The sequence below is a fragment of the Amycolatopsis sp. AA4 genome, assembly GCF_002796545.1.
Classification (GTDB): domain Bacteria; phylum Actinomycetota; class Actinomycetes; order Mycobacteriales; family Pseudonocardiaceae; genus Amycolatopsis.
Genome location: NZ_CP024894.1, coordinates 8340292 through 8359100, shown reverse-complemented (window position 1 = coordinate 8359100; position 18809 = coordinate 8340292). Strand labels below are relative to the sequence as shown.

The 18809-nt window shown below is 68.4% G+C and carries 20 protein-coding genes; 13 read left to right on the top strand and 7 right to left on the bottom strand.

All coding sequences use genetic code 11. The features are described from left to right. Nucleotides 1-4: 4 nt before the first annotated feature. From CU254_RS38755 to CU254_RS38710, 10 genes are all read left to right on the top strand, one after another. A complete protein-coding gene (locus tag CU254_RS38755; protein WP_009085168.1) occupies nt 5-607 on the top strand; it encodes a TetR/AcrR family transcriptional regulator in 603 nt (200 codons plus the stop codon). A 69-nt stretch (nt 608-676) separates the two neighbouring features. Next, on the top strand, nt 677-1141 hold the full coding sequence (gene grpE, locus CU254_RS38750; RefSeq protein ID WP_009085166.1) for a nucleotide exchange factor GrpE: 465 nt from the start codon (nt 677-679) through the stop codon (nt 1139-1141). After that, complete coding sequence (locus CU254_RS38745) at nt 1138-2964, top strand: dynamin family protein (protein WP_009085165.1); 1827 nt, start codon at nt 1138-1140, stop codon at nt 2962-2964. The genes grpE and CU254_RS38745 overlap by 4 nt, the downstream gene beginning before the upstream one ends. A gap of 7 nt (nt 2965-2971) precedes the next feature. Continuing rightward, nucleotides 2972-3529 (top strand): hypothetical protein, encoded by a 558-nt coding sequence (locus CU254_RS38740; RefSeq protein ID WP_009085163.1) that lies wholly within the window; start codon nt 2972-2974, stop codon nt 3527-3529. A gap of 101 nt (nt 3530-3630) precedes the next feature. Beyond that, entirely contained in the window at nt 3631-4326 is a 696-nt protein-coding gene (locus CU254_RS38735; protein ID WP_037716261.1) for a DUF6802 family protein, read from the top strand. Nucleotides 4327-4764: 438 nt separating this feature from the next. Beyond that, nucleotides 4765-6585, top strand: coding sequence for a phosphoenolpyruvate carboxykinase (GTP) (locus tag CU254_RS38730; protein ID WP_009085159.1), 1821 nt, complete (start codon nt 4765-4767; stop codon nt 6583-6585). Between the two features lie 94 nt (nt 6586-6679). Then, complete coding sequence (locus tag CU254_RS38725) at nt 6680-7573, top strand: LLM class F420-dependent oxidoreductase (protein ID WP_009085158.1); 894 nt, start codon at nt 6680-6682, stop codon at nt 7571-7573. Continuing rightward, nucleotides 7570-8175: an ABC transporter ATP-binding protein gene (locus tag CU254_RS38720; protein WP_037718667.1), complete on the top strand. Its 606-nt coding sequence runs from the start codon at nt 7570-7572 to the stop codon at nt 8173-8175. The genes CU254_RS38725 and CU254_RS38720 overlap by 4 nt, the downstream gene beginning before the upstream one ends. Next, a complete protein-coding gene (locus CU254_RS38715; protein WP_009085154.1) occupies nt 8169-9437 on the top strand; it encodes a DUF6297 family protein in 1269 nt (422 codons plus the stop codon). The genes CU254_RS38720 and CU254_RS38715 overlap by 7 nt, the downstream gene beginning before the upstream one ends. Before the next feature lie 46 nt (nt 9438-9483). Then, nucleotides 9484-10059 (top strand): EndoU domain-containing protein, encoded by a 576-nt coding sequence (locus tag CU254_RS38710; RefSeq protein WP_009085152.1) that lies wholly within the window; start codon nt 9484-9486, stop codon nt 10057-10059. 342 nt (nt 10060-10401) lie between these two features. On the opposite strand, the gene CU254_RS38700 is transcribed toward CU254_RS38710, so the two are convergent. After that, complete coding sequence (locus CU254_RS38700) at nt 10402-10671, bottom strand: helix-turn-helix domain-containing protein (protein WP_009085150.1); 270 nt, start codon at nt 10669-10671, stop codon at nt 10402-10404. 304 nt (nt 10672-10975) lie between these two features. Between CU254_RS38700 and CU254_RS38695 the strand changes: the two genes are divergently transcribed. Continuing rightward, nucleotides 10976-11254: a DUF3311 domain-containing protein gene (locus CU254_RS38695; protein WP_009085148.1), complete on the top strand. Its 279-nt coding sequence runs from the start codon at nt 10976-10978 to the stop codon at nt 11252-11254. Then, nucleotides 11251-12915, top strand: a complete 1665-nt coding sequence (mctP, locus tag CU254_RS38690; RefSeq protein ID WP_009085146.1) for a monocarboxylate uptake permease MctP — start codon at nt 11251-11253, stop codon at nt 12913-12915. The genes CU254_RS38695 and mctP overlap by 4 nt, the downstream gene beginning before the upstream one ends. 68 nt (nt 12916-12983) lie before the next feature. On the opposite strand, the gene CU254_RS38685 is transcribed toward mctP, so the two are convergent. Beyond that, entirely contained in the window at nt 12984-14165 is a 1182-nt protein-coding gene (locus tag CU254_RS38685) for an IS30 family transposase (RefSeq protein WP_100267033.1), read from the bottom strand. Between the two features lie 193 nt (nt 14166-14358). After that, nucleotides 14359-15051 carry a hypothetical protein gene (locus tag CU254_RS38680; RefSeq protein WP_009085145.1) on the bottom strand — a complete coding sequence of 231 codons (693 nt, stop codon included), beginning with the start codon at nt 15049-15051 and terminating at the stop codon, nt 14359-14361. 81 nt (nt 15052-15132) lie between these two features. Here CU254_RS38680 and CU254_RS38675 point away from each other — a divergent pair, with 81 nt between their 5' ends. Beyond that, a complete protein-coding gene (locus CU254_RS38675; RefSeq protein ID WP_009085143.1) occupies nt 15133-15708 on the top strand; it encodes a peroxidase-related enzyme in 576 nt (191 codons plus the stop codon). Here the strand turns inward: CU254_RS38675 and CU254_RS38670 are convergent. The 4 genes from CU254_RS38670 to CU254_RS38660 all read right to left on the bottom strand — a co-directional run bounded on the left by CU254_RS38670 (nt 15696) and on the right by CU254_RS38660 (nt 18771). Next, nucleotides 15696-15983 (bottom strand): hypothetical protein, encoded by a 288-nt coding sequence (locus CU254_RS38670; protein ID WP_009085141.1) that lies wholly within the window; start codon nt 15981-15983, stop codon nt 15696-15698. The two genes, CU254_RS38675 and CU254_RS38670, sit on opposite strands and share 13 nt — an antisense overlap. Next, nucleotides 15984-16952, bottom strand: a complete 969-nt coding sequence (locus tag CU254_RS38665) for a helix-turn-helix domain-containing GNAT family N-acetyltransferase (protein WP_050788370.1) — start codon at nt 16950-16952, stop codon at nt 15984-15986. A gap of 222 nt (nt 16953-17174) precedes the next feature. After that, nucleotides 17175-17324: a hypothetical protein gene (locus CU254_RS43855; RefSeq protein ID WP_162836041.1), complete on the bottom strand. Its 150-nt coding sequence runs from the start codon at nt 17322-17324 to the stop codon at nt 17175-17177. 256 nt (nt 17325-17580) lie between these two features. Continuing rightward, a complete protein-coding gene (locus CU254_RS38660) occupies nt 17581-18771 on the bottom strand; it encodes an ATP-binding protein (protein ID WP_009085137.1) in 1191 nt (396 codons plus the stop codon). Between the last annotated feature and the right edge of the window lie 38 nt (nt 18772-18809).

Here is an 18809-nt window from a genome sequence, read left to right as displayed (position 1 = left end):
CCCCGTGGCGAGGACTGTCGACCCGGAGAAGCACGCGGCGAAACGACGCGCGATTCTCGACGCGGCAGCCGTCTGTTTCGCGCGCGACGGGTTCGAAAAGACCTCCACCGCGGACATCTGCCGTGCCGCCGGGATCAGCTCCGGCAGCCTGTTCCACTACTTCCCCAGCAAGCGCGCGGTCTTCGTCGGCATTTTCGAGGCCGACACCGCCGACAACGAGGAACTGCTCGCCGCCGCGGTGGAAATGGCGGACCCGTGGGAAGGCGTGCTCGCCGTGGTCGAACGGATGTCGGCGGCGCTCGTGCTGCCCGGGGTCGTGCGGCTGATCCTCGAAGCGGCCGCGCAGGCCGCGCGCGATCCGGAGTTCGCCGAGCTGATCCGCAGCAACGACGACCTCATGCGCGCCGGTCTCGTGGGCTTGATCGAGCGTGGCGTCCGAACCGGCCGCCTCTCCCCCATGCTGGCCCCGAGAGACGCGGGCAACTGGGTCGTCGCGCTGGTCGACGCGCTGCTTTCCCGCGCGAGCCTCGATCCCGAACTGGACGTCGAGCACGAGCAGGCGGTGCTGCGGCAGCTGCTGACGCGGATTCTCGGCCCGTCTGAGTGATCCGGCCCCGCCGCGCGGCGCGGTATCGCAAACTGGTGGAATCACGGGGACGGCCAGGGGAGGGTCTAGATGGCGTGGTTCGGCCACGAGGAAGCCGGCGACGCGGCCGAAGCGCCGACCGGCGAGATCAGCGCGGACGCTCTCGCGCGGATCATCGCCGAGGCGGACGGAACCGCCGCCGCGGCGGATGCGTCGGATCCCGATGTGGACCTCGTAGCTGCCCCGGGTGACCTCGAACGCGCGCTTTCCGACCGGCAGGCGCTCATCCAGCTCTGCCTGTACGCGCTGGACCGCGCCCGCAGCAGCGGCGTCGTGGAACGGCTCGAACACGGGCTCGCCGCCATCGGCGTCACCGCGCTGCGCGCCGAGGGCGAACGCTTCGACCCGGCCCGCCACGAGGCGGGCGGCGCGGTGCCCACCGACGATCCGGAGCTGGAAGGCGTCGTCGCGGAGACCGAGGTCGTCGGGTTCGCCGACCAGGACCGGTTGCTGCGCGCGCCGATCGTCACCGTCTACGCGAAGCGGGCGCAGTGACCGCACCGACGCTTCCCGCTCAGGTCCAGGCCGCGCGCGAACAGCTGCTCGGCGTCGTCCGCGAGGCGGATCCGCAGGCCGCCAAGTGGGTCGAGGACCAGCGCAAGGCTCGTTCGGAAAAGCCGTCCGTGGTGGTCGTCGGCGAAACGAACCGCGGGAAGAGTTCGCTGGTCAACGCCCTGCTCGCGACGCCGGGACTGTCCCCTGTGGACGCTGACGTGGCCACCGCGACCTACCTCGTTTTCGAGCACGCGCAGCAGTGGGGCGCGCAGGCCTGCTACCCCGGTCAGCTGGCGTCGGTGCCGTTCGACCTGACGCAGCTGGTCGACTGGGTGTCCGCCGCGCACGAACTGCCGCCAGGCCAGCTGCCGCCGCGCTACGTCGAGGTCTCCGGTCCGGTCCCGCTGCTGGAACGGCTGACCCTGGTCGACACTCCCGGCGTCGGCGGGCTCGATTCGCTGCACGGCGAGCTGGCCAAGGAGGCCGCCGCGGGCGCGACCGCGCTGGTGTTCGTGGTCGACGCGTCGGCCCCGTTCACCTCGACCGAGCTGCAGTTCCTGCGCGAGGTCGCGGACCGCGTCGAGACGGTCGTGTTCGTCCTGGCCAAAACCGACGCGTTCCGCGGCTGGCGCGAGATCCTGGACGCCGACCGGCAGCTGCTCGCCGAACACGCGCCCCGCTTCGCCGACGCGGTCTTCCATCCGGTGTCGGCGCGCGTGTTCGAGACGGCCGCGAAGGCGCCGAACGACCAGGTCGCCGCCATGCTGCGGGAGAAGTCCGGCATCGCGGCGGTGCAGGTCGCGCTGCAGGAACTGCTGGTCGGCCGGTCGATGATGCTCAAGGAAGCCAACACGCTCCGCTCGCTGTCGAGCGCGCTGGCCGGGATCAAGGCGAAGCTGCAAGCCGAAAGCCGGGCCTTGTCGGCGGGGGAAGCGGAAGCCGAACAACTCCGCGCCCGCCGCGACGATCTTCAGTCCCAGCGCCGCACCTCCACCCGCGGCTGGCAGTTGCGGTTGCGCGGCGAAATCCAGCGCACGCGAGTCGAGGTCGGCCACGAGAGCAGCCGCGAAATGCGCGAGGCGCAGGCGCATTTCCGCCAGCGCATCGACGCGGCCAAACGCGACGAACTCGCCGCGCTGCCGCAGGAAGTCGACATCGCGCTGCAGACCGCGTCGCAACGGGTGTCGATGCAGCTGTCGCAACGGCTGAACCAGGTCACGAACACCGCGCTGTCGGAGCTGTTCTCCGCCGAAGAACTCGACGTGATCCGCGCCCAGTTCGCGCGTGCCGGCGGCCCGCCGGTCGTGCTGCGGCCGCCGGACAAGAAACCGCCGACGGCCGAAGACAAACTGCTGGTGTTCATGGGCATTTCCGGTGGCGTCGGTGCCGGAAAGATCGCCGCTTTGCCACTCGCCGGCGTCGCGATCCTCAACCCGGTCGTGCTCCCGGCGACGATCGTGATCGGCCTCGGCGCGGGCTGGTGGATGGCGCGCACTCGCAAACACGCGTCGGACAAACAACACCTGAAGCAATGGCTGGTCGAAGCGATCGCCGACGCCCGCTCGACGCTCGACCAGCTGATCGCCGAACAGCTCATCGAGGCCGAACAGCAACTGTCGCTCGCTCTGGACGAGGCGCTGGGCCGCCGCATCGAGGCGATCGAGGCGGAGCTGAAGGAGGTGGACCAGACGATCAAGATGAGCGCGCAGGAGCGGGCGAAGAAGATCGCGATCGTCTCGAAACGCCTCAAGGACGCGACCGAGGGCCACACCCGGGCCGAGACTTTGCTTTCCCGCATCCGCACGGTCCGCGATCGGGCATGATCAGCCGGTGATGTACGGACCTGGACCTCAGCCGCCTGGACCGCAGCCGCCGCAGTGGGGAGTGCCGCCGGCTCCGCAATGGGGCGGTCCGCCGCCGCAGCAGTGGCAGCCGCCCGCGCCGCCGAAGAAACGCCGGGTCGGGCTGATCGTCGGCATCTGCCTCGGCGTGGTGGTGCTGCTCGGCGGCGGTGGGTTCGCGATCTTCGCCATCGCGACCGACGACAGCGTCGAGGTGCACCGTCCGGCAGGCGGCCCCGACGTCGTCGCCAGGGCTTACGTCGACGCGGTCGCCAAGCGCGACCCGATCGGCCTGCAGAACGTCAACTGTCACCCCTCCACCGAGTTCCCGGCGACGGAGGCAGTAGACGGTTTCGCCAAGGACGAGGTCCAGATCCAGCTCGGCCAGAAACTCGACACGCCGTACAACTGGGCGTACTACGAGGTCCAGGTCAGCAGGGCGGGGCACGGTCCGGCGACGGTCCGGCTGGGACTGACCCACGACGACGCGGGCAGTTGGTGCGTCTTCGTCACCGGTCGCGGACTTCCGGTCAGCCTCTCGCCGTGAGCGGGCGGTGATCCGCTTGTGGACGGGAACCGAACCGGCCTAACGTGAGTCATACCGAGCGAAACCAGCGGCAGACCCGGCGTAATAAGGGGGACCAACCCATGTGGGTCGACGAGAGCGGCGGCACCGACGCGACCGGCCCGGAGGCCTTGACCGTCCACGTCGACGGCCAGGAGTACCAGGCCGAGGTCAACTACGACACCGACCACGACGGGGTCGCCGACACCGCGGTCGTCGAGCACGACGACGGCACCGCGCAGGTGTTCGCAGACACCGACCACGACGGGGTCGCCGATCACTACGCCGTGGTCGACGCGTCCGGGCACGTCGTGGACCAGGCGGTTTACGACGAGAAGACCGGCAGCTGGGTCGAATCCGGCCACGGCCAGTCCGGCTCCGACGGCACCGATACGCACACCTCGGACACGTCGACCACCGGGCACATCCACGCCGACCTTCCGGACGGCGACGTCGACGCCGGGGTCGCCACCATCGACACCGACCACGACGGACACAACGACACCGCCGTGGTCGAGACGAAGTCCGGCGGCACGATCGCCTTCACCGACACCAACGGCGACGGCCAGGCCGACGTCGCGGTGCAGGTCGGCGCGGACGGTTCCACCCACACCTTCGAGCACACCGGCCACGGCCAGTGGACCGAGACCGACGGCGGCGCGAACCACGCGGCTGCCGACCCCGGCAGCGATTCGGCCTGGGGCGGCGAGGGCGCGCAGCTGCTCAGCGGCGTCGCCAAGATCGACAGCGGAACCGGGCAGTGGATCAGCCCCAACTGAGCTTCCGGTAACTGACGTCACACGAAAACGGGTCCGGCCGCGCGCCGGGCCCGTTTCGTCGTCTCCGGGACGCCAAAACCCGACCCCGTCCGCGCCGGTCCGGCGAACCGGCGCCCGGCAGCGTCCGGCGAAGATCAGGACCGATCAGACCCGCTCCCGGCATCGGGCACGAATGCGACGCGGGCCACGCGGAAAGATTTTCGGCGCTGGCCCGTTCCGGTGAAACTGAATCGATTCCCTTATCGTTCTTGTGAGAGAACCGACAGGTCAGCTCTCGGTTACCTGCCGTCCATCCGGCTACAGTCGGGGAATCCCAAAACCCGCACACCGGTCTTCCGCCGGTGCGCGAAGCCATTCGGTCGCCGGCAACGAAGCCCGCACCAAGAACACTGTCGTTCGCGGTGTGGGCTCTTTTGTCGTCGGAAGTCAGGAGTAGAGATGACCGCAGTCGCCATCCCCGGACTGGACAACGCGCCGACGACGCACAGTGGCGTGCTGTCCTGGGTCCGGGAGGTCGCCGAGCTGACCACCCCGGACCGCGTGGTGTGGGTCGACGGGTCTGACGAGGAAGCCGCCCGGATCAACCAGGAGCTGGTCGACGCCGGCACCTTCGTGAAGCTGGACGCCAAGCCGAACTCCTACTGGGCCACCTCGGACCCCGGCGACGTCGCGCGGGTCGAGGACCGCACCTTCATCTGCTCGAAGGAGGAGAAGGACGCGGGCCCGACGAACAACTGGGTCGACCCGGCCGAGATGAAGGCCACGATGACGGAGCTGTACCGCGGCTGCATGGCCGGCCGCACGATGTACGTCATCCCGTTCTGCATGGGCCCGCTCGGCGACGAAAACCCGAAGCTGGGCATCGAAATCACGGACTTCGCCTACGTCGTCGCCTCGATGCGCGTGATGACCCGCGCCGGCAAGGCCGCGCTGGACAAGTTCATCGCGCCGGACGGTTCGGAGCGCGAGTTCGTGCCCGCGCTGCACTCGGTCGGCAAGCCGCTGGCCCCGGGCGAGAAGGACGTCGCCTGGCCGTGCAACGAGACCAAGTACATCTCGCAATTCCCGGAGGAGCGCCTCATCTGGAGCTACGGCTCCGGCTACGGCGGCAACTCGTTGCTGGGCAAGAAGTGCTACTCGCTGCGCATCGGCTCGGTCATCGCCCGTGACGAGGGCTGGCTGGCCGAGCACATGCTGATCCTCAAGCTGATCTCGCCCGAGAACAAGGTCCACTACGTCGCGGCGGCGTTCCCGAGCGCCTGCGGCAAGACCAACCTCGCCATGCTGCAGCCGACCATCCCGGGCTGGCGCGCGGAGACACTCGGCGACGACATCGCGTGGATGCGCTTCGGCGAGGACGGCCGCCTGTACGCGGTGAACCCGGAGTTCGGCTTCTTCGGCGTCGCGCCGGGCACCGACAACCACACGAACCCGAACGCCATGCGCACGATCGAGAAGGGCAACACGGTCTTCACGAACGTGGCGCTCACCGACGACGGCGACGTGTGGTGGGAGGGCATGGAGAACACGCCCGAGCACGCCACCTCGTGGAAGCACCAGGACTGGACGCCCGACTCCGAGGAGAAGGCCGCCCACCCGAACTCGCGCTACTGCGTGCCGATGTCGCAGTGCCCGATCCTCGCGCCGGAGTGGGACGACCCGAAGGGCGTGCCGATCTCGGCGATCCTGTTCGGCGGACGGCGCAAGACCACGGTGCCGCTGGTGAACCAGGCCCGCGACTGGCAGCACGGCGTGTTCATGGGCGCGACCATGTCGTCGGAGACCACCGCCGCGGCGGTCGGCGCGGTCGGCAACGTGCGCCGCGACCCGATGGCGATGCTGCCGTTCCTCGGCTACCACGCCGGCGACTACTTCAACCACTGGCTGGAGCTGGGCAAGAACGCCGACGCGAACAAGCTGCCGAAGATCTTCTACGTCAACTGGTTCCGCCGCGGCGACGACGGCCGCTTCCTGTGGCCGGGCTTCAGCGAGAACTCGCGCGTGCTCAAGTGGGTGCTCGAGCGCGTCGAGGGCAAGGGCAACGCGGTCGAGACCCCGATCGGCTTCGTGCCGAACGCCGAGGACCTCGACCTCGAGGGCCTTTCCGAGCCGGTCGAGGACATCCAGGCCGCGCTCGAGGTGCGCAACGAGGAGTGGCGCGCGGAGCTGCCGCTCATCGAGGAGTGGTTCGCGAAGATCGGCGAGGTGCCGTCCTCGCTGCGCGACGAGCTGGACGCGCTGGCCCAGCGCCTCGGCTGAGCTTCCTAGCCAAGGTCCGTGAAGGACTCCTTGAGGGAATCAGATTCCCTCAAGGAGTCCTTCACGGCGTTGGGGAGGGCGGTAGCGTGGCCGCATGGTCTCTGACGGGGAGAAGGCTTTCCGGTTCGGCGTGAACCTGGTGCGGCCGGGCTCGCGCGACGAGTGGGTCGCGAAGTGCCGCCGGGTCGAGGAACTCGGTTACGACGTGCTGAGCGTGGCCGACCATCTCGGCATCGCGCCGCCGTTTCCCGCACTCGTGCTGGCCGGCGCGGTCACCGAACGGGTGCGGCTCAACACTTTCGTGCTCAACGCGCCGTTCTACAATCCGGTGCTGCTCGCGCGCGACGTCGCGGGCACGGACCAATTCGTGTCCGGGCGGCTCGAACTCGGTCTGGGCGCCGGATATGTCAAAGAGGAGTTCGAAGCGGCCGGAATGCCGTTTCCCAGCGCGGGTGCGCGGGTCGAGCACCTCGAACTCACGATCAAAGAACTCCAGCGGCTGTACGCGGATCCGGAATACGCGCCGAAACCCGCGCAGTCCGGCGGTCCCCCGTTGATGATCGGCGGTCGCGGCGACCGGCTGCTTACGCTCGCCGCCGACCACGCGGCGACGATTGCCTTCAGCGGCATGGCAAAGGTGCGTGACGGTTCACCGCTGATGCTCGCGACGGCGGACGCGGTGGAAGAGCGCACGAGATTTGTCAACGAACGGCTCGCTGGCCGCGACGCCGAATTCAACCTGCTGGTGCAACTCGTCCAGGTCACTGATGATCGCGAAGGCGCGTTGCGGGAAATCCATGCCCGCCTGGGCGATTCGCTGACGCTCGACGAACTGGCCGAGGTTCCCACGGTGCTCGTCGGCACCGTCGAGGAAATCGCCGAACAGCTGGTCGCGCACCGCTCCCGGTTCGGCTTCAGCTATTTCACCGTGCTCGAGCCGAATCTCGAAGTGCTGGCCCCGGTGGTGGAACTGCTGTGTCGCCGATAGTCGACGCGCGCGGGCTCGGCGTGAAGGCCGGTGACCTGTGGCTGCTGGAGGGTCTCGATTTCTCAGTCGACCCGGGCGAATGCGCGGTGCTCGTCGGACCGAACGGGGTCGGCAAATCCACCCTGCTGCGGTGTCTGTACGGAATGCAGGAACCGCAGCGCGGGCGAGTGCTGATCGACGGCGCGAAGCCGGACGAACGCAGCGTTTCCTTCCGTCGCAAGGTGTCTGTGCTCTTCGACGATTCCGACTTCTTCGCCGAACTCACCCCGCTGCAGCATCTGGAGCTGCTTTTCAGCTCGTTCGGCGAGGATCTCGGCGATTACGAAGAATTGCTCGCGGACGCGGGTCTCGCCGAACGCGCCCGCGTCACCGCCGGGCATTTCTCGGCCGGGCAGCGTCGCCGGTTGCTGCTGTTGGGCGTCACGGCGCGGCCGCATCGCGTGCTGTTGCTGGACGAGCCCGAACGCGCGCTCGACACCGCGGGCAAGGAATGGCTGGTCAAACTGATCGGCCGCTCCACCGCGGCGGGGGCGGCGGTGGTCGTGGCCACGCACCATCAGCCGTTGCTGGACACGGCGGACAGCGTGCTCGAACTGTGGTGACCCGGTTGCGCGTACCCGGCCGCAAGCGGTTCGGCGGCATTTTCAGTGGCGACAGCCCCACGTTCGTGCTGATCTTCGGGGCCGGGTTCCTGTTCACCGCCTTTTTCCGTACCGACGCCTGGCATCGAGTCCTCTTTGGACCGTCCGCAGTGGACTACTCGGCGGTGCTCGGCCTGGTCGCGTTGTGCGCCGCGGTGGGCTGGCGAAGCCTGCTGCGCCGCGGTTTCGTCTGGGCCGAACCGGCCGAGCTGACCTGGATGGACTTCGCCCAGGTGGACCGCCGTCGGGTCGTCGCGACCCGGCTGGCCGGCGTGCTCACCGGATTCGTGGTGGTGCTCGGCTATCTCGCCGCGCTGATGCTGGCGGTCGGCGGCAGTTCGCTCGACTGGTGGCGGGCCGCCGCGGCCCTTGTCGCGGGGGCAATGATCCTCGCGTTCACTACCGCGCGGCGTACGGCGTTCCGGTTCGAAGCCGCTGGACCGCTGCTGCTCGCCGGGGCGGGCGTCGTGGTCGCCGCGGCGCGCCTCGACGCGATAACGGTGCAGTACGTCGGCGCGGCGCTCGCGTTATGCGGTCTGCTGCTGGCTTTTGGCGGCGAAGCAGTCAGCGGTGCGGGCCGTGCGGTCTTGCTCGACGGCTGGAACGCACGCGTCCTGCGCGCGATGGCCGTGACCTTCCTCGACCCGATGATGATGCTGCCGGAGTCCGCGCCCGCGGGCTCGTGGTCGTTGCGCTCCCCGACGGCATTCCGGCTCGCGTGGCTCGGGATCGTCGGCCGTTCCCGGTACGCGAGCGCGCTTTTGTTAGTGGCTTTCGCGGTAGCCGTCGGACATGTTGCCGTTCCCACTCTGCCCGGACCGGTGCTCGTCGGGATCGGCGCGTACCTCGCGCTTACTCCTTTCGGGGCCGGTCTTGGCGTGCTGTGGCGCAATCCGGGACGGCGAAGGTGGCTGGGCTCGTCGTCGCGGGAGCTGGTTCTCGCCCACGGCGTCGCGCTGACCGCGGTCGGCCTGGTCTGGTGTGCTCTGCTCTCAGTGGCGCTTTTGGCTTTGGGCACCGCGTTTTCGCCGCTCTCGTGGGTGACCGTTGCCCTGGCGGTGCTCTCGGTATTGCGCACGGTCACGCGTCAGCCGGTCGATTACAGCAGCGCGGGTTTCGTCGACACCCCCGCTGGCCCGATGCCAGCAAACCTTATGCGGCAACTGTTCCGCGGTCCGGACCTGCTGGCGGTCGGAATTCTGGTGCTCGCACAACTCGGCTGAACGGCCGTACCCGGGTTAGGCTCCGTGCCGACGAGAGGAGCCGAAGGTGGGCGGTGGACACGCTTCCGGCATCGGACGCAGGGCGACGTGCGAGTTTCCGCCCGGATGGAGCGACGAGCAGATCATCGCGGTGGTCAAGGACGTCGCCAACGATCCGGGCGAACCCCGGCGGCAGCAGTACAACGGGCGCTGGCGCTGCGTCGGCGAACGGTACGGCGTGCGCGTGGTCGTCCTGGTCAACGGCGACGGTCTCGTGCACACCAGCTACCCGCTGCCCGGCCCCGGCGTCGTCCGGAACCCGGACGCCGCGCGAGACCCGGCGAACCCGACCGTCGACGACCGCGCGGGCAACCGGATCAGCTACTTCGTCGACAGCGTCCTGCGCCTGCTCGCCCACCGGATGCCGCCGGAGGACCTCGAGCACTACCGCGACCTGCAGTGGTCCGGCGAATGGGAGGAACTGGCCGACACCATGGCCGCGCATTTCCAGGTGACCGGCATCCAGCTCAACCCGGATGAGTACGCGGATTTCGAGAAGCTGCTGAACTCGTTCGACCTGCCGGTCCGCGACTGCCGCTACCTCAACGACCGGGAACGGGTGCTCGCCGACCTGCGCCGCTGAGGCGTCACCAGGGGATTTCCCCGGCGTCGTCGAAGAACCCGCCGCGTGGTCCGTCGTCCGGCAAGGTGGCGAGGCCGGAGCACGTCGTGGTCCCGGTCGTCGACGCCCCGGACGTCACCACGGTGATCGGCTGGCCGCCGAACAGCCGCCCCCCCGGAGGTAGCCGCGCTGGTTCGTGCCGCGGTCTCCCTGCGCACGGAGTCCATTGCCCGAACACTTGTCCACCGGCACCGCATCCGACCGGTGGTTGCCCGAACTGCTTGCCGGTCCTGCCCCGGGCGGCCGGATGCGACCGTTCTGCCTCATTCGCCCCGCGGTACTGCCCGATCGGCTCGGAAAACGTCAGCTGGCCTGCGAAAACGCCGCCGCGTCACCAGCGCACGCGACCCGCAGCTGGTCCAGCGGCATGCCCACCGCGTCGGCGATCGCCGCGACGGTGAAGAACGCGGGCGTCGGGATCCGGCCGGTCTCGATTTTGCGCAGGGTTTCGACCGAAATGCCCGCTTCCGCGGCCACGTCGACCATGCTCCGGCTGGCCCGGGCGGCGCGCAGCACCAGGCCGAGCCGCTCGCCGCGGGAGCGTTCTTCGTCGGTGAGGGGCACGCGGACCATGCCGTTCAGTTTAGCCACAGAGTTGTCCACTGCCTGTGGATAACTCTGTGCACAAGCTGCCGAACCCCGTGGACAACCGCCGGTCAGCACAACTTCTTGGGGCATTCGGGGCCGCGCGATCCCGCCGATAGGGGTAGCGAACGGCTCGCCGGGACGGTCCGCGAGCGGGTTGTCCCCGAGGTTGTCCACACCCCGGAACGTGTTCGTAGTGCTGATCGAATCGATATCGAAGTCGTATGACGGCGGGATGAGCGCGGTCTAGGGTCAGGCGGTCGCGTGTCACGTAAGTGTTAGGTGAGGTTCGATGTCCACTGCCAAACCGGGCGGTCGGGTGCGCGGGTTCCAGTTCAGTGCCTGGAACCTGCTGTTGCTGATCCCGTTGCTGATCCTGGTCACGCCGCTGTTCAACTTCGACGGGCCGCGGCTGTTCGGCCTTCCGTTCTTCTACTGGTTCCAGCTGGCGTTCGTCGTGCTGGGAGTGCTGTGCACCGGCATCGTCTACCTGGCCACCAAGGACAAGCCGCGGGGCGACGGCCGGGACCAGCTGAGCGTCGACGACCTGGACGAGGGGGACGCCCGATGAGCAACATTCAGTGGGTCGAACTGATCGTCTTCGCGTTCCTGTTCGTCGTCGTCACCGTGCTCGGCTTCGTCGCTTCGCGGTGGAAGGCCGGCGGCAGCCTGGACCACCTCGACGAATGGGGCCTCGGCGGCCGCAAGTTCGGTTCGTGGATCACCTGGTTCCTGCTCGGCGGCGACCTCTACACCGCGTACACCTTCGTCGCCGTGCCCGCGCTCGTGTTCAGCGCCGGTGCGCTCGGCCTGTACGCGCTGCCTTACACGATCGTCGTCTACCCGATCGTCCTGCTGCCCGCGCTGCGCATGTGGTCGGTCAGCCGTTCGCGCGGCTACGTGACGCCGGCTGACTTCGTCCGCGGCCGTTTCGGTTCGCCGACGCTGGCGCTGCTGGTCGCGATCACCGGCATCGTCGCGACCATGCCGTACATCGCGTTGCAGCTGGTCGGCCTCGAAGCGGTGCTGCGCACGATGGGCATCAACGGTTCCGGCATCGTCGGGCACCTGCCGCTGCTGGTCGCCTTCGTCATCCTGGCGCTCTACACGTATCAGTCGGGCCTGCGCGCGCCCGCGCTGATCGCGTTCGTCAAGGACATCCTGATCTACATCGTGATCATCGTGGCGGTCATCTACCTGCCCTCGAAGCTCGGCGGCTGGGACCACATCTTCAGCACCGCCAAGCAGACGCTCGCCAAACCGAACCCGAACACCGGCAAACCGGCCGGTTCGATCCTGCTGACCTCGAGCAACCAGCTGCAGTACGCGACGCTGGCGCTGGGTTCGGCACTCGCGCTCTTCCTGTACCCGCACTCGCTCACGAGCGTGCTCGCCTCGCGCGGCCGCAACGTGATCAAGCGGAACATGGTGGCGCTGCCGGCTTACTCGTTCGTGCTGGGCCTGCTCGCGCTGCTCGGTTATGTCGCGATCTCGGCGGGCGTCAAACCGCTGAAGAACGCCGCCACCGGAAAGCCGGACGGCAACACGATCGTCCCGCTGCTGTTCGACTCGCAGTTCACGAACTGGTTCGCGGGCATCGCGTTCGCCGCGATCGGCATCGGCGCACTGGTGCCCGCCGCGATCATGTCGATCGCCGCGGCGAACCTGTGGACGCGCAACATCTACAAGGAGTACATCCGCAAGGACGCGACCCCGAAACAGGAGGCGAAGCAGGCGAAACTGGCGTCGCTGGTGGTCAAACTGGGCGCGGTGCTGGTGATCATCCTGATCGACCCGCAGTTCTCCATCGACCTGCAGCTCATCGGCGGCGTGCTGATCCTGCAGACCCTGCCCGCGGTGGCGATCGCCCTGTACACGCGCTGGTTCCACAAGGCGGGCCTCATCGCCGGCTGGATCGTCGGCATGGGCTGGGGCCTGATCATGCTCTACGGAATCCCCAACCCGGCCAACGGAAAACTCCACTTCGGCGGTTCCGCGCTGGCGATGGGCAACCTGTCGATCTTCGGCTGGCACCCGTTCCGCGGCACCGGCCTCGCGGTCGTCCAGATCTACCCCGGTTTCGTGGCCCTGATCGCGAACATCGTGGTGGCCGCGGTGGTCTCGGTCACCGCACGGGCCGCGAAGTGGAGCCCGGGCACCGACGAAACCGAGCCCGAGGACTACCACGCCGACGAACACGACAAGGACCTGCGCCCGATCGGCGCGCACTGAGTCCTCAGTGGACAGAGGCCCCCGCGTCGTCTTGGCGGATTCACGCGGTCGTCGCAACACCTGATGATCTATGTGGTGGCCGTTAGCAGATTACGCAGGCGCTCGGCTGGTGTTGACCAGCCGAGCGTTTTGCGTGGTCGGCGGTTGAGTTTCTGGGCGACGTGTTCGAGGTCTTCGGTGCTGTGAACGGACAGGTCGGTCCCTTTGGGGAAGTACTGGCGCAGCAGTCCGTTGGTGTTCTCGTTTGAGCCGCGTTGCCAGGGTGCGTGCGGGTCGCAGAAGTAGACCGGAACCCCGGTCGCGATCGAGAACTGCTTGTGCGCGGCCATTTCACAGCCCTGGTCCCAGGTCAGCGAGCCGCGCAGGTGTGCGGGCAGGGTCTGGATCAGCGGGACGAGCACGTCCCGGACTTCCTCGGCGGTGTGCCCGCCGGGCAGGTGCCCGAGCATGACGTAGCGGGTGGAGCGCTCGACCAGCGTCACGATCGCGCTCTCGCTGCGGGTGCCGACGATCAGGTCGCCTTCCCAGTGGCCGGGGACCGCGCGGTCTTCGACCTCGGCCGGGCGCTGGGAGATCATCACCATGCCGTCGACGAACCGGGGTGTGCGCTGGTCAGGTTTGCGGTGCGGCTTCCGGCGGGTGCGGCCGGTCCGCAGCGCGGCCGCGACCTCGCGTCGCAGCCCGCCCCGAGCCTGGACGTAGATCGCCTGGTAGATCGTTTCCGGACTCGCCCGCATGTCCTCATCGTCGGGGAACTCGCGGACGAGCGCCTGACAGATCTGCTCGGGTGACCACTGTTCCCGCAGCTTGTCGGCGACATAGGCGCGCAACGGACCGTCCTGGGCGAGTTTCGACGGCTTCGGCCGCGGCCGGCTTCCCGCCCAGGCCCGCTGAGCGTGGTGCGGCCGATAGACACCGTTGACCGACCGCGTGTCGATCTCCCGTTTGACGGTGGACGCCGGGCGGCCCAGCGCCCGCCCGATCGCCCGGAACGACTCGCCCTGCCGGCGCATGTCGGCGATCAGCTCCCGTTCGGCCACCGTCAAGTACCGCGGGTGCAAAGTGGCCTCGACCGCCGCGACAGACGGCTGCGAGGACAAAGGAACGACAGTGGTCACGCCCGTCTTGTAGTCGATCCGGCGCCCATCCGGGTGGAGGCGCGTGTGACCGATCTGCCGGATACCGCGATCCCAGTCCCGGGCGGTGCGCTCGTTGACGCCGACCCGAGTGGCGGCATCCCGTGATCGCACACCGGCCGCGCGAAGCCGGTCGTACTCCGCCCTGCCCGGATGCCCGGACGTGCCCGACTTCCCCGTGCCCCGCACTCCTGCCTGCCGCGCCCAAGTGTGAGCCGTTCCCCGAGACACCCCGACCACCCGGGCGGCACCCGAAACGTTGCCCTTCTCCCGATCAAGAGCCTCGAAGAACTCCTTCTTCAACCTCTCAAAATCCACGATCCCCGCAACTCCCTGCAATCCAGGGTGTTGCGGGGACCGCTAGAACCCGCCCTTCCGGCGCGGGGGCCTCTTCTGCTTTGCCGATCATCGCCTTCGCGACGAGGTACAGCACCACCGCGTTGAGCAAATGCCACAGGAAATGCGTGCCCGCGGGGAAATCTCCGCAGACCACGCCGTCGATTGTGCGGAAGGACAACGACAACGCGAACACCGCCGCGGCCATCGTGAAGTGCAGCCAGTACGGATCCCGCTTGACCGCCAACGCGATCGCGAACCCGGCCAGCCCCGCGAGCGCCGGCAGATACAACCCGCCGCCGAGTGCCGCCGACGCGCCGGTGACGGCCAGAAACGCCGGTGCCCCCAGCCAGGACCATTTCGCCTTCGCCGAAAAGAAGATTCGGGGGAAGGCCGCGGCGTAGAACAAGGTGAAGAGCAGAATGGCGGCGGAGTCGGCGACCGCACCCCACCGCGTGGCGACCAGGTGGAAGACGCTGCTGGCAACGAAGATCAACCCGATCAGAGCAGCGAGCACCCGCCCGGTCCGTTGCCCGTCAGCCCGCCACCAGACCGCCCCGGCAGCGCCGAGAAAGGCCAGGTTGGCCAGGTCGTTGAGCGGCTCTCCCCAGAGTCCGGGCGCGGTGCGCTCGCAGTAACCGTCCACGTACGCGGTCCAGTTCACCGGGTAAGCAAACTCCTTCCGGGTGAACGGGGTGCATCCGGCCCCTCCCGTACGCGAACCGCGCGGGTTAGCGTGGGCGGTATGACCAACCCCGTGAGCCGGTTTCCCGTGACGGAACTCGAAGACCTTCCCGACGATCTCCGCGAGCGCATCGGCGCCATCGCGGAGAAATCCGGCTTCACGCCGAACATCTTCCGCGCCCTCGGCCACCGCCCCGCCGAGCTGCGGGCCTTTCTCGACTACCACGACGCGCTCATGGAACGCGACGGCGGACTCACCAAGGCCGAACGCGAGCTGGTCGTCGTAGCCACCTCCGGCGCGAACCACTGCACCTACTGCGTCGTCGCGCACGGGGCGATCCTGCGGATCCGCGCGAAGGACCCCGAGCTGTCCGACCGGGTCGCGACCAATCCGTGGCAGGTCGAACTCGACGAGCGCGGCCGGGCGATCGTCGATCTCGCGCTGGCGTTGTCGCACGAGTCCGCGTTGTTCGGCGAGGGCGACCTGGAGGCCGCGCGCGAGGCGGGGCTGACCGAGGACGAGATCTGGGACGTCGGCGCGATCACCGCGTTGTTCGCGATGTCCAACCGGCTCGCGCATCTGACCGCGCTCAAGCCGAATCCGGAGTTCTATTCGATGGGGCGTCAGAAGCGGTAGAACGGGCCCGGCAGGTCGCGGCTCATCTGGAACCTCGTGCGCAGCCAGCCGCGCAGGCGGTGCACGGGTTTCGTCCACACTCGCGGCGCGGGCCCGAAATACCTCGGGTCCGCGTGCGGGGTGAACGCGTCGCCGGTCAGGATCACCGCGTCGTGGCCCAGCGGGCAGTGGCCGGACACCGAGATCACGCCGCGCGTCAGGTTTTCGACCCAGTCCACCTCGTCGACGCCCAGCAGCGTGCGGCGATTGCACACGGCGCAGTACAGGACGAACATCTATAACTCCCGCCGCCAGGTTTCGCCGGTCACGAGGGGGCCGAACGCGTCCGTTTCCTCCGTGCCGACCAGTTCGAATCCCGCGCTGCGATAGATCCCGCGCGCGGCGGCGAGCAGCGAGAGCGTCCACAGCTCCATTTCCCGGTACCCCTGCGCGCGAGCGAATTCGACGCATTCGCGCACCAGTCGTTTGCCGACGCCGTGTCCGCGTGCGACGGGTTCGAGCAGCAGCAGCCGGAGCTTCGCGGTGCCTTCCTCGTTGCCGGGGGTGCAGAAAATACTGCCGACCCGCTCGCCGTCGAGTTCGGCGATCCAGCCGGCCTGGCGCGGGTCGTCGCGGTGTTCGGCGAAGTCGGCGATCACGCGCGCGACGAGGGCTTCGAAACGTTCGTCGAGCCCGTACTCCTCGGCGTACAACGCGCCGTGCCGGTGCACCACCCAGCCGAGGTCGCCCGGACGTGGGGCGCGCAGGGTGACCGTCGGTTCCGGTGCCGGTTCGCGGACGAGCGCGGTGATGGTCCCCATCGCGCCGAGCAGGCGGCGCTGGTCGGCGTCCGCGAACTGGTCGAGGAGGCTGCCGATCTGGCTGGCCGAACGATGGTCGAGGTCGGCGAAGGCGGCGCGCCCTTCGTCGGTGAGCGCGACGAGCTGGCGGCGCGCGTCGTCCGCGCAGCGTTCGCGGGTGATCAGGCCGCGGGTTTCCAGCCTGCTGAGCAGCCTGCTCGCGTAGCCACCGTCCAGCGACAGCCGTTTGCGCAGATCACTGACCTGCAGCTGGTCCTGTTGGGCGAGTTCGAACAGCACCCGCGCTTCGCTCAGCGAGTATTCGGCGTCGGCCGGTCCCTCGTCGAGGACACCGATCACGCCGGTGTAGAGCCGGTTGAAAGCGCGGACTGTGGCGACGCGTTCGGCGAGGACGGTATCCGGCACGGGGACCACCTTGACTCGATCGTTGACTGAGTCAAGCATCTCGCCGTCGCCCGCTCGGGGCAAGCGAATTCCCCCGGTGGTGGACCCGCGGCGAAAATGGTCCAGACATATGGAAACCCCGTGATGCTGCCAGGTCGGGGGTCCGCCAGCATCACGGGGTCGTAGTGGGTATCGACGCGGCTCTCCGCGGCGTTACACCCAGGGTTCGCTGTGGTCTAGATCACTCACGTGAGTGACCCACCAACAGGTTGGTCGTGCAGGTCAGCGCATGAACGGCTGACGCGCCTGGGCGAGGGCGATAAGCTCCTGCCGGACCGTCGAGGTGGCCGCGGTGTCGATCGCCCGGTTCAGCGCCCGGCGAGTGCGAGCCTCGGCGCGGCGGGCACGGAGCTTGGCGGCGATGTTGCTCATGGTGTTCTGCATCCCCTTCAGAGGTCTTCGGTGGCTGTGTCTCTAGTATGCACCTTTTTTCACAAGGAATCCAACGATTATGCGGTGACATGGGGCACTTGCCGAAGAATCATCGGCAGTCTCCTGAGGTTCACCGGACAGATCCCGTGTTGGCGGTCACAAGTCGCTAACGCGCTACCGTCCTCTACAGGTATCTAGCAAAATTGCTATAAACAGCTAGGCAGCCGCATAGACCGGTAGCGAAGGGAAGATCCGCTCAGTCGCGGCCGAGCAGGTAGTGCCCGAAATGCGGCACGGTGAAGGCGATCTGGCCGCGTTCGGCGGAGTAGACGAGGCCTTTCTTCATGAGACTGTCGCGCGCCGGCGACAGCGACGAAGGCTTGCGTCCCAGGTAGACGGCGACATCGGCGGTGCCGGCGGCCTCGTCGCGGCCTTGGGTCAGCTCGGCCATCGCGAGCAGGTACTCGCGTTCGGCGGGCGTCGCGCGTTCGTAGCGCGACCCGAAGAACCCGACCGCCAGCTCGGATTCCGCCTCCGGCGCGGCGACCTGCACGTCCTTGACCGTGATCGGGTCCGCGGGCGCGGCGTCCCAGGCGGCCTTGCCGTAGGCCTGGATGAAATACGGGTAACCGCCGGACGCGTCGAAGAGCGCGTCGAGCGCCTCCGGTTCGATCCCGGCGTCCTCGCGTTCGATCGGGGCCAGCACCGCGTAGTCGGCGTCCTCGCGGCTGAGCCGGTCGATGCGCGAGTACCGGAAGAGCCGCTCGGAGTACGACTTCGACGCCGACAGCACCGCCGGCACATGCGGCAACCCCGCGCCGACCACGACCAGCGGCGCGCCGGACTGCGACAGCTCATGGCAAGCCGCGCACAACGCCGAGACGTCGTCCGGCTGCAAATCCTGGATCTCGTCGATCAGCAGCGCGACGCCGGTGCCGACGTCCGCGGCCAGCTCGGCGACGTCGGTGAACAGTTCGACCAGGTCGATCTCGATGTCGCCAGAATCCGCCCGGCCCTGCGCGGCGGGCACGTCGATGCCGGGTTGCCAGCGGTCGCGCAGTTTCGCGTCCGGTTTGTTCGCCTTGAGCGCGAACGCTTTCAGCACCCCGAGCACTTCCTCGACCCGGTCCGGCGCGCGATGCCGCACGGCCAGGTCGCGGATCGCCCGATGCAACGCCGCCGACAACGGACGCCGCAGCTCCGCGTCCGGCCGTGCTTCGATCTTGCCCGCGCCCCACCGACGCCGGACGGCCATCGAGCGCAACTCCCCTAGCAGCACCGTCTTGCCGACGCCGCGCAGGCCAGTCAGCACGAGACTGCGCTCCGGCCGTCCGCGCGCGACGCGTTCCAGGACGACCTCGAACGCCTTCAGCTCCCTTTCGCGGCCAGCCAGCTCCGGCGGTCGCTGCCCGGCGCCGGGCGCGAAGGGGTTGCGGATGGGGTCCACTCTGTCACCGTATCGAGGTATCTAGAGCTGGATCGATA